This window comes from Sphingomonas sp. TZW2008 (assembly GCF_002117915.1).
Lineage (GTDB): Bacteria > Pseudomonadota > Alphaproteobacteria > Sphingomonadales > Sphingomonadaceae > Sphingomonas.
Genome location: NZ_BDJB01000003.1, coordinates 128,738 through 144,233 on the forward strand (window position 1 = coordinate 128,738; position 15,496 = coordinate 144,233).

Sequence of the window (15,496 nt, forward strand, 5' to 3'; positions counted from 1 at the left end):
CCGCGATCAGGCCGCGCGGCGGCGTTCCTGCAAGATCCGGCCGTCGAGCATGTTGACGACGCGGCTGGCGTAATCGGCGTGCGCGGGCGAGTGCGTGACCATCACGATCGTCGCCCCTTCGCCGTTCAGCCCCTGGAGCATGCGCATCACCTCCTCACCGTGATTGGTGTCGAGGTTGCCGGTCGGCTCGTCGGCGAGGATCAGCTTCGGCTTGGCGACCAGCGCGCGCGCCACCGCGACGCGCTGCTGCTGCCCGCCCGACAGCTGGCTCGGCCGATGCCGCGCGCGATGCGCGATGCCGACGCGGTCCATCACCTCGTCGGTGCGCTGCCGCCGCTCGGCGGCGGGCACGTCGTGATAGAGCAACGCGAGCTCGATGTTGTCGCGCACCGACAGCTCGTCGACCAGATTGAAGCTCTGGAAGATGAAGCCGATGTTCTCCTTGCGGAAATCGGCGAGCTTGCCCTCCGCCAGCCCGGCGACTTCGGTGCCGTCGAACACATACGATCCGCTCGTCGGGCTATCGAGCATGCCGACGACGTTGAGCAGCGTCGACTTGCCGCAGCCCGACGGCCCCATGATCGCGACGAACTCGCCCGACGCGATGTCGAGGTCGATCCCGTCGAGCGCCACCGTCTCGACGCTGTCGGTGCGGTACAGCCGCGCCACGTCCCGCATGCGAAGCATCAGTTATCCTTTCCTTGGGTGAGATCGAGCGCGTCCTTGTCGGCGAACCCGGTATAGGGGGAGGTGATCACGCGCTCGCCCGCGGTGAGCCCGTCGAGCACTTCGATCGTGTCGGTGTTGCGGCGGCCGAGCCGTACCGGGCGTTTCACCGCGCGCGCCCCGTCAGGGGCGACGACGAAGACCCACGCGCCGCCCGTGTCGTTGTAGAAGGCGCCGTTGGGCAGCAGCACCGCCGGCGTCGGATCGCCCAGCGTCAGCCGCGCCTGCACCGTCTGCCCGCGCTGCAGCCCGGCGGGCTCGGTGCCCAGGAACTGTAGCTCGATCTGGAACTGCCCGTTCTGCACCTGCGGGAAGATTTTGGTGACGCGCGCCTGCTGCCGGCCAGTACCCGCCTCGATCGTCGCGCGCTGGCCCACCGCGACACGGCCGAGGTAATATTCGTCGACCCCTGCGCGCAGCTTGTTGCGTCCGGGCGAGTCGATCTGCCCGATCCGCTCGCCGCGCTGCATCGATTGGCCGACCTGGATCGAGAAGCCGGACAATTGCCCCGCAACCGGCGCCCGCAGCTTCAGCGCGTCGAGATTGGCGCGCGCGAGCTCGAGCCCCGATTGCAGGATCGCGGTCGACGCGCGCTGCTGCGCCAGCTGGCTGCGCAGTAGCCGATCGTCGGTCGACTGGCCCTGCCGCAGCACGGAGACGCGGCGCTGCTCGTAGCGCAGCTGATCGGTGGTGTCGGCGAACTGCCGCCCCGCGACGAAGCCGCGCTGCGCCAGCGGCGCCTCGCGCTCATACTGCCGCCGCGTCTTGATCATCGCGAGCTCGGCCTCGAGCACGTTGCGCTGGTTCGCGACGCGCGTCTGCGCCAGCGCCAGCTCCTGGCTACGCATGTTGTTGATCTGCTGCTCGACCTCGGTCTGCCGCGCCAGTGTCGACAGCTGCAGCTCGGCGTTGGAGAGCACCGCGATCGGCTGTCCCTTCGCCAGCGTCGCGCCGTCCTCGACCAGCACTTCCTCAACGCGCCCGCCCTCGATCGCGTCGATATAGACCGTTAGCAGCGGCTCGACGCGCGTGCGCAGCGGAATGTAATCGTCGAACGTGCCGCGGGTGACGGTCGCGATCGACAGCCGGTCGGCGGCGACGCTCTGCGTGCCCGCACGCGGCGCGAACCACCAGAACAGCGCCGCCGCCACGACCAACGCCGCGACGATCCCGCCGATCACCGCAGCCTTGGGAAGGCGGCGACGCTCGATCACGCGGTCCATCCCACTGCCGGAGACCGCTGCGCCCTCCGCGCGATCCTTGGGAAGCCGCACGACGCTCATGTCCGCTTCCGGACGGCGGCGGTGTCCGGTTCCGGACGGTTGAGCGGGTCAGGGGCGGCATGAACGCGGATCATGCCGGGCTTGTTGCATCGCGCGTGCCAATTGCCCCGCGCCTCAGCGCAGCGACACCGTTGCGCAAGTGGCACAACAATTGATTGTCCGCTGCCGACCACAGGCTGTACGGGAGCGGACGCAATGGGGCCGGAATACGATCGCTGCGTGATCGTCGACGACGACGACGATATCCTGCTCGCGGCGCGCCTGCTGCTGCGGCCGCTGTTCCGCGAGATCGTCACCGCCGGCTCCCCCGCCGAGGCGCTGCCCGCGATCCGCCGGCAGGTGCCCGACGTCGTGTTGCTCGACGCCAATTTCGCGCGTGGCGCCACCGATGCGCGCGAAGGGCTCGCCTGGCTCGATCAGCTCGTCGCGCTCGATCCCGAGATCGTCGTCGTGATGATCACCGCGCATGCCGGTGTCCATGTCGCGGTCGAGGCGATGAAGCGCGGCGCGACCGATTTCGTGCCCAAGCCGTGGTCGAACGAGCGGCTGCTCGCCACCGTGCGCACCGCCGCCGCGCTGCGCCGCTCGCGCGTCGCCGCCGGTGCGCCGCCGCCCACCAGCCCGTCCAAGGCGCCGCAATCCCCCCTGCTCGGCCGCTCGCCCGCGATGGCGCGCGTCCACTCGCTGATCGAACGCGCCGCACCGACCGACGCCAACGTGCTCGTGCTGGGCGAGAACGGGACCGGCAAGGAACTCGTCGCGCGCGATCTTCACGCGCGCTCGCTGCGCGCCGGCCGCGTGCTGCAGACGGTCGATCTCGGCGCGATCGCGGCCGAGCTGATCGACAGCGAGCTGTTCGGCCACGTCAAGGGCGCGTTCACCGATGCGCGCAGCGATCGTGTCGGCCGCATCCAGGAGGCGGACGGCGGCACGCTGTTCCTCGACGAGATCGGCAATCTGCCGCTGCACCTTCAGCCCAAATTGCTCACCGCGCTCGAGCAGCGCCAGATCACCCCCGTCGGTGCGAACAAGCCGATAAAGGTCGACATCCGCGTCATCGCAGCGACCAACATGACGCGCGATCGCCTGACCGACGAGCGCGTGTTCCGCCAGGACCTGCTCTATCGCCTAAACACCGTTGAGATCGCGCTCCCGTCGCTTGCCGAGCGGCCGGAGGATGTGGGCGAGCTCGCTGACCATTTCCTCGATCACTATGCCGCGCGCTACAATCGCCCGCGCCCGACGCTCAGCGCCGCCGCGCGCGGCGCGCTTGCGCGGCACGATTGGCCGGGCAACGTGCGCGCGCTGCGCCACGCGATCGAACGCGCCGTCATCCTCTCGACCGACCCCGTTCTCGAGATAGCCGATTTCGGCCTCGACGCGCCCGCCCCGCGCGCCGCCACGGCCGCCCCGGCGCCGGCGTCGGCGGCGAACGACGATCTCAATCTCGACCGCGTCGAGCGCCGGCTGGTCGAGGAAGCGCTGCGCAAGCACGGCTACAACATCACGCTCGCCGCCGGTGAACTCGGCCTGTCGCGCGCCGCGCTCTACCGCCGCATGGAGAAGCACGGCCTGTGAAGCACAGGTCACGCCTTATCCGCCGCCGCCCCGGGCTACGCGGCAGCGTCGCGACGCGCGACCGATCGGAACGCCCGCATGGGCTTTGACGGCCGCTTCACGCTCGGCCTCGTCTTCCGCGTGGCGCTGCTGGTGCTCGCGCTGATGATGGTCGTCTGGGCGTTCCGCACCCCGTCGTTCGTTATGGTCCGCCTCGTCGCGGTCGGCATCGCCGGCGTCGCCGCGCTCGCCCTGTGGTATCACGTCGAGCGCACCAACCTCGCGCTCGCCCGCTTCCTCGAGGCGCTACGCATTGGCGATTTCGCGGCGCATTTTCCGGAGAAAGGCGGCGCCGGGTTTCGCGCACTCGGCACCGCGCTCAACGAGACGATCCGCCGCCTGCGCGAGCAGCGCGGGCAGACCGACGCCGAGCTGCGCTACTACGAGGCGCTGATCGACGACATGCCCGTCGCGCTGCTCACCGTCGACGCCGGCCGCGTCGAACCCGGCAACAAGGCCGCGCGCCGCCTCTTCTCGCGTCACGCCGGCGTCCGGCCCGACGATTACGCCACCTACGGCGCGACCTTCGCGCAGCGCCTCGCCGAGCCGCGCGGCGACGAGGAAATGCTGATCCTCAACCTCGACGGGCGCGCCAAGCGCACGCTCGTCCGTCACGCCGCATTGAACCGACTCGGGCGGCAGACGAGCGCGGTCGTCGTCCAGCCGATGCAGGGCACGCTCGACGCGGTAGAGATGGCAGCGCAGACCGACATCGTCCGCGTCCTGACACACGAGATCCTCAACTCGCTCACCCCCGTCATGTCGCTCGCACAGACCACCGCCGCGCTGCTCGGCGAGGTCGAGGGCGGCGATCCGCGCATCGCCGACGCGCGCGAGGCGACGCGCGCGCTCGCTCGCCGGACCGAGGGGCTGCGGCACTTTATCGACAGCTATCGCGCGGTGGCGCGCGAGCCACGCGTCGTGCGCCAGCGCTTCGCCGCACGCGCCTTCGCCGACGAGCACGAGCGGCTGTTCCGCGCCGAATGGCCCGCGGTAACGCTGCACGCCGCCTGCGCCGACACGACGATCGACGGCGATCGCGCACTCCTCTCGCAGCTACTGCTCAATTTGCTGCGCAACGCCGCACAGGCCGCGACCGCGCACGCCGCGGATCCCGAGATCCGGCTCGCGATCGAGCGAACGGCGGACGGTATCGCAATTACCGTCGAGGACAACGGCCCCGGCGTCCCCGACAAGTTACGGCAGGAGGTGTTTCTGCCGTTCTTCACCACGCGCGCAGAAGGGACCGGCGTCGGACTCAACCTAGCGCGGCAGATCGCGGTCGCGCACGGCGGCACGCTCGACGTCGCCGACAGCCCGCTCGGCGGCGCGCTTTTCCGGCTGCTGCTCTAGTCGCAGTGCGCACTAGCGCCGCGGCGGCGTCCCGCTCGCTGGCCCGCTAGCTGCTTCGCCGCCGCGCGACCACGCCTTCTCGCCGCCGATCCACGTCTGCTCGACGCGCGTCGCGCGCAGCGCCGCGGCATCGCCCGCCAGCGGATCGCGATCGACGATGATGAAGTCCGCTTTCTGCCCCGGCGCTAGGTTGCCGAACTGTTTCTCGGCGAACCCAGCATAGGCCGCGCCGCCGGTGAACGCCCACCACGCCTGCTCGCGCGTCACCGCTTCCTCGGGCCGCCAGCCGCCCGCCGGCTGCCCCTCGGCATCCTGCCGGGTATAGCCCGCCGCCCAGCCGGCCCAGGGGTCGGGCTTCTCGACCGGGAAGTCCGATCCGAACGCAAGCCGGCTACCATTCGCCAGCATCGATCGCCACGCATAAGCGCCCGCCAGCCGCGCCGGCCCCAGCCGCGCCTCGGCCATCGTTCGGTCACCCGTGGCGTGCGTCGGCTGCATCGAGGCGATCGTGCCGAACTTTCCGAAGCTCTTGAGATCGGCGGGATCGACCACCTGCGCATGCTCGATCCGCCAGCGCCGATCGCCGGTATAGGTCTCGCTGAGCACCTGGATCGCGTCCAGCGTCTGCGCATTGGCGCGGTCGCCGATCGCGTGCACCGCAAGCTGGAAATTGTCCATTGCCGCGCGGCTCATCTGATTCTGCAGCTGCGTGTCGGTGACGAACGCGAGCCCCTTCTCGCCCGGCGCATCGGCGTAGGGTGCCTTGAGCGCCGCGCCGCGTGATCCCAACGCGCCGTCGACGTAGATCTTGACGCCGCCCATCCGCAGCCGATCGGCGTAAAGCCACGGCGTCGGCCCTTTGCCGCCGACGCGGCTAGCCGTCTCCGTCCCAGCGGCGTAGCTCATGATGCGCACGCGCAGCGCGTTGATGTCGCCCATCCGGCGATAGCTCAGCCAGTCGTCGAGCGTCGTTCCCATGTCCGCCACCGCGGTGACGCCGTTCGACAGCAGCACGCGCTGTGCCTCAAGGAACGCCGCGTCGCGCTCCTTGGGCAGCGGCTGCGGCAGCGCCTTCTCGATCAGCTGCATCGCCGCGTCGACGAACACGCCCGACGGTGCGCCGCCTCTCGTCTCGATCCGCCCGCCGGCCGGCGCCGCCGTGCTGGCCGTCACCCCGGCGTCGCGCATCGCCACGCTGTTCGCCCAGCCGGCGTGGCCGTCCGCGCGCTCGAGCCAGATCGCATGTCCCTGCGCCACGTCGTCGAGGTCGGCGGCGGTCGGGAAGCGCCCCAGTCCCCACGCCTCCTGGTTCCAGCCGCGTCCCTGAATCCACTTGCGATCGGGATTGGCGGCGATGTACGCCGCGATCCGGCTCTTTGCCTCGCCCAACGACTTGGTCATCGACAGGTCGAGCGAGAGTACGCCGAAGCCTAGCCCCATCACATGCCCGTGCGCGTCGATGAAGCCAGGCAGCAGCGTCTTGCCGCCCATGTCGACGCGCCAGTCGTACAGCGGCTTGCCGGCGTTCTTCTTCAGCTCCTTGCGGCTGAGCTTAGGCGGCGCCTCGCCCGGCGGCACCAGCCGCGTGACGCGCCCATCCTTATCGATCAGCACCGCCTTGAAGCGCACGACGCGCCCGTCCGCGGTCGGCGCGATGCCGTTGACGTTGTCGACGATCCCGTCCGCGCCCGCGGGCACGGCAGCGACTATCAGCGCGGCAGCAAGGGCGCGCCTCATCGCGGCAACCTGCGCACCAGCGCGCTCGTATCCTGTCGTCCGCCACCCATCTTCTGCACCTCGGCATAGAATTGATCGACCAGCGCGGCGACCGGCAGCACCGCGCCGTTGCGCTTCGCCTCGTCGAGCGCCAGCCCCAGATCCTTGCGCATCCAGTCGATTGCGAAGCCGAAGTCGAATTGATCCTTCGTCATCGTCGGCCAGCGGTTCACCATCTGCCAGCTCTGCGCCGCGCCGCCCGAGATCGCCTCGAACACCGCGTCCAGGTCGAGTGCGCTCGCCTGCGCGAAGCGGACCGCCTCCGACAGGCCCTGTAGCACACCCGCAATGCAGATCTGGTTGACCATCTTGGTCTGCTGCCCCGCCCCCGCCGCACCGACATGGACGATGCGCGCGGCATAGGCATCCATCACCGGCCGCGCCTTGGCCATTGCCGCGTCGCTACCGCCGCACATGATCGACAGCTGGCCCTTCTCCGCACCCGCCTGCCCGCCTGACACCGGCGCGTCGACCACCAGCGCGCGCGCCTCGGCCAATTGCCGCGCGATCGCCGCAGACACCGTCGTATGGTCGATGAACACCGCGTCGTCGCGCATCGCGCCGAACGCGCCGTCGGCGCCCAGCGTCACCGCCGCTAGATCGTCGTCGTTGCCGACGCATGTCACCACCGCGTCGGCGCCCGTCGCCGCCTCGGCCGGCGTCACGGCGACCGCGAGCCCCGTCGCCTCCGCCTTGGCGCGTGTTCGATTGTAGACGGTAACGTCGTGGCCGGCGCGGGCGAGATGCCCCGCCATCGGGGCACCCATCACGCCGGTGCCGATGAAAGCGATCTTCATGGCTGTGGCGGATAGGCGCTGTTTGCACGCCGCGCCAGATGATCCTAGAGGCGCGGGCGCGAACTTGGGATCAATCAGGAACCCGTTCGGGCCGCGCCTCGTCGCCGCCGGGCCCTCTCCTCGCTGGAGCGACAGGAAGATCGGCCACGTGACGGGCGGCGAGCCGGGCGGCTGGGATGTGAAGCGATGGCGACTGCGGCGAAACCGACGACTCCTACCCAAATCGTCACCATCGATGACGTGCGAGCGGCGCACGCACGCATCCGCGATTCGATCGTCCGCACGCCGACGCTGATTAGCCGCACGCTATCCGCGCTCACCGGCGCGACGATCTACCTCAAGTTCGAGAACCTCCAGTTCACCGCCGCCTATAAGGAGCGCGGCGCGCTCAACACGCTGCTGCAGCTAAGCGACGAGGCGAAGGCGCGCGGCGTAATCGCCGCCTCGGCGGGCAACCACGCGCAGGGGCTCGCCTATCACGCCAATCGCCTCGGCGTGCCAGCGACGATCGTGATGCCAACCAACACGCCGACGGTGAAGGTCGTGCAGACTGAAGGGCACGGCGCGACGGTGGTGCTGCACGGCAATACGTTCGACGCCGCTTATGCTCACGCCCGTGTGCTCGAGGCGGAGCGCGGCTACACCTTCGTCCACCCGTTCGACGACGTGCGCGTCATCGCCGGTCAGGGCACCGTCGCGATCGAGATGCTCGAGGACGTGCCGGGTATCGACATGCTCGTCGTGCCGATCGGCGGCGGCGGGCTGATCTCAGGCATGGCGACGGTCGCGCGCGCCGCCGATCATCCGATCGAGATCGTCGGGGTAGAGGCGGAGCTGTTCCCCTCGATGTATAACCGCGTGCGCGGCACCGACATGCCATGCGCCGGCGATACGCTGGCCGAGGGCATCGCCGTCAAAGAGCCCGGCGTGGTCACCTCGCGCATGGTCGAGGCGCTGGTGGACGATATCGTGCTTGTCTCCGAACGCAGCCTAGAGGAGGCGGTCAGCCTACTGCTGCAGATCGAGAAGACCGTCGTCGAGGGCGCCGGTGCTGCCGGGCTCGCCGCGATGCTCGCCAACAAGGAACGCTTCGCCGGCAAGACGGTCGGTGTCGTGCTGTGCGGCGGCAACATCGATACGCGGCTGCTCGCCAACGTCCTGCTGCGCGATCTCGCGCGATCGGGGCGGCTCGCCCGGCTGCGGATCCGGCTGCAGGATCAGCCCGGCGCGCTCTACAACGTGGCGCGGATCTTCGATCAGGAACGCGTCAACATCCTCGAACTCGCCCACCAGCGCATCTTCACCAACCTGCCCGCCAAGGGGCTGAGCCTCGACGTCGAGTGTGAGACGCGCGATCGCGCGCACCTCGATCGCCTGCTCACCGCGCTCGAGACTGCGGCCTATGAGGTGAAGCTGATCGAACTTGCCTGACGCGGCCGTCCTCTGCCCCAGAACGGGGCGGTTCGCCGGGCTGGAAAGTTTCCTACCGCGGCGTTAACCTTTTATTGATGATCTCGCGACTTCCCCGAAGGCATCCGGCGATTCATAGCGGCGTTACAGCACGTGCAGCGACACGTTGCATGGAGATCCCACGCCGGTGACCGCGCCTTTCCGTTTCCCCCGTTTCTTCGTCACCAGCCCCGCGCCATGCCCGTATCTGCCCGGGCGGCAGGAGCGGAAGGTCTTCACCGAACTCACCGGCCCGCACGCCGCCGAGCTCAACGACGCGCTTGGCCGGATCGGCTTTCGCCGCAGCCAGGGCGTCGCCTATCGCCCGTCGTGCGCGGGGTGCACCGCCTGCGTCTCGGTGCGCGTCGTCACGCACGATTTTTCCGCCAATGCGACGCAGCGCAAACTCATCCGCCGCAACGCCGATCTCGAAGTCACCGCCTGCCGTCCGTGGGCGACCGACGAGCAGTTCCAGCTGCTCCGCCGTTATCTCGCGCACCGCCATCCGGGCGGCGGCATGGCCGGGATGGACGAGCAGGATTACGCCGACATGGTCGAACAGTCGCCGGTCAATTCGGTGATCGTCGAGTATCGCGAACCCGGCGTCGACGGCCGCCAGGGCCGGCTCGTCGGCGCCTGCCTCACCGATCGGCAGGCCGACGGGCTGTCGATGATCTACAGCTTCTTCGATCCCGAGATCGCCAGCCGGCCGGGGCTCGGCAGCCTCATCATCCTCGATCACATCCTGCGCGCGCGGGCCGCGGGGCTCGGCTACGTCTATCTCGGCTATTGGGTAAAGGGCTCGGCGCGGATGGCGTACAAGGTGCGCTACCGCCCGATCGAGATGCTCGGCCCGCGCGGATGGATGCGGATGGCGGACGAGGACCTCGCGACCGGCGCCGACACGCGCGCGCGGGCGCTAGCGTAGCCGCCGCCGGACCGGCCGGCTGCGGTCAGCCGGTTCATCCCTCGGCCTGCACCGTCACGTCGACGTCGAGCGCCTCGACGCCCTCGCCCAGCCGTGACCCCGCGATCGGCGCCGCGCCGACCGCGTCGAGCGCCGCCGCGACGCGTACGTGATGCTGGTCTGTCAGTGTGCCCAGCATCGGATCGAAGCCGATCCACCCGTCGCCCGCGATCCACGCCTCCGCCCAGCCGTGCGGCGTTGGGCGGTGATCGCCGGCCAGGTCGCAATAACCCGAGACGTAGCGCGCCGGCGCGCCCACACATCGCGCGCCCGCGACGAACAGCTGCGCCATGTCGCGCGCCGTCAACGCCGATCGCGCGAACGCCTCCGCAACGCTCAGGCCCGGCGTCGGGCGCGCAGCGTCGAGCGTGAAGCGTTTCCCGATGGCGGCGTTGAGCCGCGTCAGCGCTGCGCGATCCGCACCGCCGGCAAGGTCGCGCGCGAAAGCTTCGACCGCGGCGTCGGCGCTTGTCGTCGGCGTCGTACGCCGGAACACCGCGGGGGGCAGCGTCTCGTGGCTGCCGTGCAGCACCCCGCCCGAACTGCTCGTCACCACCTCGCCGGTCACCGTCAGCTCGATGTCCTCGAGCGGCCCTTCGCAGTACAGCATCGTCGTGTGATTGCCGAACCCGTCGCGGTGGCTCGTCATACGCGCATCGCAGTCGATCTCGATATGCCACGCCGCCACGGTCTGATCGTAGGTATTCTCCGGCGTCATCCGCAGCAGCTGGACGATCCGCGCCTGCGGCGTCGTGAAGCGATAGCGGGTACGGTGCTCGATCGACAGTCGCATAAGGCCCCCTATTCCTTTGCAGCGCGAAACACGCGGCGCCGCTGCCGCCGCTACATCGTACCTGTTCCGACCCTCCTGCCGCCCGGTCCGCCGCTCGCGCGCGGCTGACACCCGCGATCGCAGCGCCGGATGCCGCCTGTCTCGGCGCGGATTGGCACCGCGGCGCGCACTCAGTGGAACTTGAACTGACGCGCGATCGCGCTGTGCAGCTCGTCATTCTCCGCGATCAGCGCCTGGAGGTGCTGGTGCAGGCCGGAGACGATCACGTCGCCGGTGCGCGTCTTGGTCATCCGCGCGTGCCGCGCGCGCGCCATCCGCCCCGCCTCGCCATGCGTCCCCGTCCGCTTCGCCAGCGCGGTCAGCACGTCCACCGTCTCCTCGATCGCCGCTGCGATGCTGCGCGGCAACTCGGCGCGCGACAGCAGCAGGTCGATGACGTTCGCGGGCACCAGCCCGTCATTGTAGAGCCAGCGATACGCCGTCACCGCCGACACCGTCTGGAGGATCGTCGTCCACTGGTCGCGGTCCACCGTCCCGCCGACGCTTTGATCCTCGGGCAGCAGGATATGGTATTTGACGTCGAGCAGCCGTGCAGTGTCGTCGACGCGCTCGGTCGCCTGCCCCAGTCGCAGGAACAGCGTCGTCTGGTTGCGCAGCATGCGGTGGATCGCGCCCTCGAACCCGCGCGTCTCGGCCTTCACCGCATCGACCAGCGCCAGCGTGCGATCCGAATCGAGCCGACTCATCCGCTTGTCGAATACCAGCCACGCGCCGTTGATCGCCGACCACGCCTCGCGCGTCAGTGCAGTGCGTACCGCCTTGGCGTTCATCCGCGCCATGTCGAGGCAGCGAACGATCGATCCGGGATGCGACGTGTCACTCGTCAGAAACCGCGCCACCGCCTCGCGCGTCAGGCTCGCGCCGCTCGCCTTGAACGCTTCGGCAGTCTCGGTCACCACCAGCGCCGATTGCCACGCCGCCTCGCCCGCGGGCCGCGGCGACAGCACGTCGAGGCGCACCGTCGCCTCCACCAGCCGCGCAATGAAATCGGCGCGCTCGACGTAGCGGCCTAGCCAGTAGAGCGACGACGCGGTCCGGCTCAGCATCGGCCGGTGCTCCTCATCGCCCGGCTCACAGCGACTGCTCCTGCACCATGCTGCCGCCCATCATCACCTGCGACTGGACCGGGCGCCGCCCGCCGTCGAGCAGCACGAAACTGTCTTTGGTGCCGCCGCCCTGCGACGAATTCACCACCAACGACCCCTCCTTCAGCGCGACGCGCGTTAGCCCGCCGGGCACCACCTGCACGCCTTTCGATCCCGTCAGCACGAACGGGCGGAAATCGACGTGGCGCGGGCTAAGCCCCTGATCGGCGAGCGTCGGTACGGTCGACAGCGCCAGCGTCGGCTGGGCGATGTAGCGGTGCGGCTCGGCCACCAGCGCCTCGCGGAACGCCGCGATCTCCGCCTTCGACGCGGTCGGCCCGACGAGCATCCCATACCCGCCCGATCCGTCGACCAGCTTGACGACCAGCTCATCAAGGTGATCGAGCGTGTAGCGCAGCGCTTCAGACTCGCGGCAACGGAACGTCTCGACGTTAGGGAGCGCCGCGTCCTTGCCCGAATAGAAGCGGACGATCTCGGGCATATAGCTGTAGATCGCTTTGTCGTCGGCGATGCCGTTGCCCGGCGCGTTCATGATCGCGACGTTGCCGGCGGCATAGGCGGCGATCAGCCCCGGCACGCCAAGCATTGAATCAGGGCGGAACACCAGCGGATCGAGGAAATCGTCGTCGACGCGGCGATAGATCACGTCGACCTTCACGCGCCCTGCGATCGTGCGCATGTAGACGACGTCCTCGTCCACCACGAGATCCGCCGCCTCGACCAGTTCGATCCCCATCGAATCGGCGAGGAAGCTGTGCTCGTAATAGGCCGAGTTGTAGTGGCCCGGCGTCAGCACGACGCAATTGGGGTTCTGCCCGCAGGTGCGCGGCGCGACCGATCGCATCGTCTCGAGCAGCCGGTCGGGGTAGCTGTCGACCGCCGCGACGCGGAACTGCTCGAACAGTTCCGGGCACAGCCGCACCATCGCCTCGCGGTTCTCGAGCATGTAGCTGACACCCGACGGCGTGCGGGCATTGTCCTCCAGCACGAAGAAGTCGTTTGGCCCGGTGCGCACCAGATCGATCCCGCAGATATGCGCCCACACGCCGTGCGGCGGGTGGATGCCGACGATCTCGGGGCGGAACTGCGGATTGGAGAGGATCAGCTCCTCGGGCAGTACGCCAGCCTTCAGGATCTCCTGCTTGCCATAGATGTCGTCGAGAAACGCGTTGATCGCCTCGACACGCTGGATCAGCCCCGCCGACAGCCGCGTCCACTCGTCGGCCAGAAACACGCGCGGCACGATGTCGAACGGGATGATCCGCTCGCTCGCGTCGTTGTCGCCATAGACTGCAAAGGTGATGCCGAGCTGGCGGAAGGTCGTCTCGGCGGCTTCCTGCCGGCGGCGAAGATCGTCGGATGGAGTGTCGTCGAGCCAGCGGACCAGGTCCGCCAATTCAGGGCGTGCGTCGCCCCCGTCACCCATAATCTCGTCGAACGCCGTCTGCCCCATTCACCGCCCAACGCCTGGAGGATCGTTTCGGATGCATGCTGCGCGAGAATGTTGCGGCGCACAAGTAGCGGGACGCAGCGATCGTGCGCGCCGGACAATTCAGTACGACACGCGAAGGTAGATAGCCCTCAGCTAGCCGGCAGCGCCGTCAGCATCCCCGTCGACAGCAACTGCGGCAGCACGCGCGGCTGCGTCGCGCCCTTTGGATACCACAGATACAGCGGCACGCCGGCGCGGTTGTGCGCCTCGATGAAGCGGCCGAGCACCGGATCGCCGTCGGTCCAGTCCCCCACCAGCACCGCGACCTTGCCATCGGCGAACGCGCGCGCCGTCGCGGTGGTCTCAATCGCCGCCTTCTCGTTCACCTTGCACGTCAGGCACCAGTCGGCGGTGAAATAGGCGAACACCGGTCGGCCCTCGCGCTGCAGCGCGGCAAGCCGCGCCTCGCTGAACGGCTCGGACCCCGCGATCCCCGTCGCGACCGACGCCGTCGCCGCCTGCGGCTTCACCAGCAACACCGCCAGCAAGCCTAGCGCCAGCGCCGGGATCGCCGGCCACCATGCACGCGCGCGCCCGCCGGCCTGCCGCTGCCCGGTCCACCAAAGCCCGCATCCGGCGAGCAGGATCGCCGCCAGCCCGATCGTCATCGCGTTGACCCCCGCCTGTCGCCCCAGCACCCAGGCGAGCGCCAGCGCAGTGAGGAACATCGGCACGGACAGGAGGTGGCGCAGCCGCACCATCCACGCCCCCGGTTTGGGCAGACGGCGGCGCAGCGCGGGGACAAAGCCGATCAGAAGGAACGGCAGTGCGATGCCGAGCCCGAGCCCGGCGAATACCAGCATCGCGGCGACGGGCGGCAGCACCAGCGCCGCACCCAGCGCCGCGCCCATGAACGGCCCGGTGCACGGCGTCGCGACGAACGCCGCCAGCGCACCGGTCGCGAACGCGCCGCCCGCGCCCGATCGGCCGGCAAAGCGCGGCGTCGGCAGTTCGAACAGCCCGGCGAGGTTGAACGCGATCGCCGCCGTCAGCAGCAGCAGCACGCCGATTACGCGCGGGTCCTGCAGCTGGAAAGCCCAGCCGACACTCGCCCCGCCCGCGCGAAGCGCGAGCAGCGCGCCGCCCAGCGCGAGGCACACCAGCACCACACCGGCGGTATAGGCGAGCGCCTCGGCGCGTGCGGCGCGCTCCTCCCCGCCCGCCTTGGCGAGGCTCAGCGCCTTGAGGCTTAGGATCGGAAACACGCACGGCATGATGTTGAGCAGCAGCCCGCCGATCAGCGCCCCGGCAAAGGCGATGGCCGCCGCGCGCCACGCGCCGCCCGTTTCCGGCGCCACCGGCTCGACCCGCCCAGGCGCCGCCGTCACCGCGAACCCGGTTCCGTCACCCGTCGCCAGCACGCCTTCGATCGGTCCGCTCGCCGGCGTCGCCGCCGCCCTGGTGGCGACGATGATCCGATCGCCGTCACGCGTCACCGCCTGCGGCGCGGCATAATCGATCGCGCCCGCCGCCAGCGGGTAGAAATAGGCCGCACCGATCGGCGCCTCGGCCGGAAACGGCACCGCCAGCCGGAACGCACCTGCAGCCGCCGCCCATGTCGCCGGCGACCCCAGCGGCCGCGGGAGCTTCCGCCGCCACCCGTCGAACCGCGCGCGCGTCGCTGGGTCGATCGCGCCGTCGCCCACCGTCAGCATCGTCGACAGCGTCTGCGTCTCGGGCACGCAGATCTCCTCGGTACACACGAGGTAATCCGCCTTCACCTGCACCGGCAGCCGCGTTCCCGCCGCCAACCCCGCCGGGATCGTCACGTCGACGAGCGTCGCGAACGGCGCCTCGTAGACGTAGTTCATCAGCCCCGCGACGATCAGCCGCCCCGGCACGGGGTAGCGCAACGCGCCCGCGCGGACGCCAGCCGGCAGCGTCCACGTCAGCCGCGTTTCGACGCCCGCGTCCCCGCCGTTCTTCCAATAGCCGTGCCAGCCCTTCTCGGGCCGCGCATCGAATGCCAGCGTCACCGTGCTGCCCGCCGCGGGTATTGCAGTCTCGGGGACGAGATCGATCGCCAGGTGTCGCGGCTGTGCGCCCGCGAGCGACGCCGACAGCGTCATCACGATCC

The 15,496-nt window shown here is 69.7% G+C and carries 12 protein-coding genes; 4 read left to right on the forward strand and 8 right to left on the reverse strand.

The window, feature by feature from the left end:
* Window positions 1-6 precede the first annotated feature (6 nt).
* Both B7L05_RS02275 and B7L05_RS02280 read right to left on the reverse strand, forming a co-directional pair.
* Entirely contained in the window at window positions 7-687 is a 681-nt protein-coding gene (locus tag B7L05_RS02275) for an ABC transporter ATP-binding protein (protein ID WP_085808605.1), read from the reverse strand.
* Complete coding sequence (locus B7L05_RS02280; RefSeq protein WP_085808606.1) at window positions 687-2,009, reverse strand: efflux RND transporter periplasmic adaptor subunit; 1,323 nt, start codon at window positions 2,007-2,009, stop codon at window positions 687-689. Before B7L05_RS02280 ends, B7L05_RS02275 begins: the two co-directional genes overlap by 1 nt.
* A gap of 195 nt (window positions 2,010-2,204) precedes the next feature.
* Here B7L05_RS02280 and B7L05_RS02285 point away from each other — a divergent pair, with 195 nt between their 5' ends.
* Window positions 2,205-3,587, forward strand: a complete 1,383-nt coding sequence (locus B7L05_RS02285) for a sigma-54 dependent transcriptional regulator (protein ID WP_085808607.1) — start codon at window positions 2,205-2,207, stop codon at window positions 3,585-3,587.
* 78 nt (window positions 3,588-3,665) lie between these two features.
* Window positions 3,666-4,979, forward strand: a complete 1,314-nt coding sequence (locus tag B7L05_RS02290) for a PAS domain-containing sensor histidine kinase (RefSeq protein ID WP_085808608.1) — start codon at window positions 3,666-3,668, stop codon at window positions 4,977-4,979.
* A 12-nt stretch (window positions 4,980-4,991) separates the two neighbouring features.
* On the opposite strand, the gene B7L05_RS02295 is transcribed toward B7L05_RS02290, so the two are convergent.
* Window positions 4,992-6,716 carry an amidohydrolase gene (locus B7L05_RS02295; RefSeq protein ID WP_085808609.1) on the reverse strand — a complete coding sequence of 575 codons (1,725 nt, stop codon included), beginning with the start codon at window positions 6,714-6,716 and terminating at the stop codon, window positions 4,992-4,994.
* A complete protein-coding gene (locus B7L05_RS02300; RefSeq protein ID WP_085808610.1) occupies window positions 6,713-7,552 on the reverse strand; it encodes an NAD(P)-dependent oxidoreductase in 840 nt (279 codons plus the stop codon). The genes B7L05_RS02295 and B7L05_RS02300 overlap by 4 nt, the downstream gene beginning before the upstream one ends.
* 186 nt (window positions 7,553-7,738) lie before the next feature.
* On the opposite strand from B7L05_RS02300, the gene B7L05_RS02305 reads away from it, so the two are divergent.
* Together B7L05_RS02305 and B7L05_RS02310 are read left to right on the forward strand one after the other, a co-directional pair.
* Window positions 7,739-8,983, forward strand: a complete 1,245-nt coding sequence (locus B7L05_RS02305; RefSeq protein ID WP_085808611.1) for a threonine ammonia-lyase — start codon at window positions 7,739-7,741, stop codon at window positions 8,981-8,983.
* Between the two features lie 166 nt (window positions 8,984-9,149).
* A complete protein-coding gene (locus B7L05_RS02310) occupies window positions 9,150-9,929 on the forward strand; it encodes an arginyltransferase (RefSeq protein ID WP_085808612.1) in 780 nt (259 codons plus the stop codon).
* A 34-nt stretch (window positions 9,930-9,963) separates the two neighbouring features.
* On the opposite strand, the gene B7L05_RS02315 is transcribed toward B7L05_RS02310, so the two are convergent.
* From B7L05_RS02315 to B7L05_RS02330, 4 genes are all read right to left on the reverse strand, one after another.
* On the reverse strand, window positions 9,964-10,761 hold the full coding sequence (locus tag B7L05_RS02315; protein WP_085808613.1) for a transglutaminase family protein: 798 nt from the start codon (window positions 10,759-10,761) through the stop codon (window positions 9,964-9,966).
* Between the two features lie 170 nt (window positions 10,762-10,931).
* The gene (locus B7L05_RS02320) at window positions 10,932-11,867 is read right to left on the reverse strand and encodes an alpha-E domain-containing protein (RefSeq protein ID WP_085808614.1); all 936 of its coding nucleotides are present in this window, start codon (window positions 11,865-11,867) and stop codon (window positions 10,932-10,934) included.
* A 25-nt stretch (window positions 11,868-11,892) separates the two neighbouring features.
* Window positions 11,893-13,380: a circularly permuted type 2 ATP-grasp protein gene (locus B7L05_RS02325; RefSeq protein ID WP_085808615.1), complete on the reverse strand. Its 1,488-nt coding sequence runs from the start codon at window positions 13,378-13,380 to the stop codon at window positions 11,893-11,895.
* Window positions 13,381-13,508: 128 nt separating this feature from the next.
* On the reverse strand, window positions 13,509-15,488 hold the full coding sequence (locus tag B7L05_RS02330) for a protein-disulfide reductase DsbD (RefSeq protein ID WP_256926571.1): 1,980 nt from the start codon (window positions 15,486-15,488) through the stop codon (window positions 13,509-13,511).
* Between the last annotated feature and the right edge of the window lie 8 nt (window positions 15,489-15,496).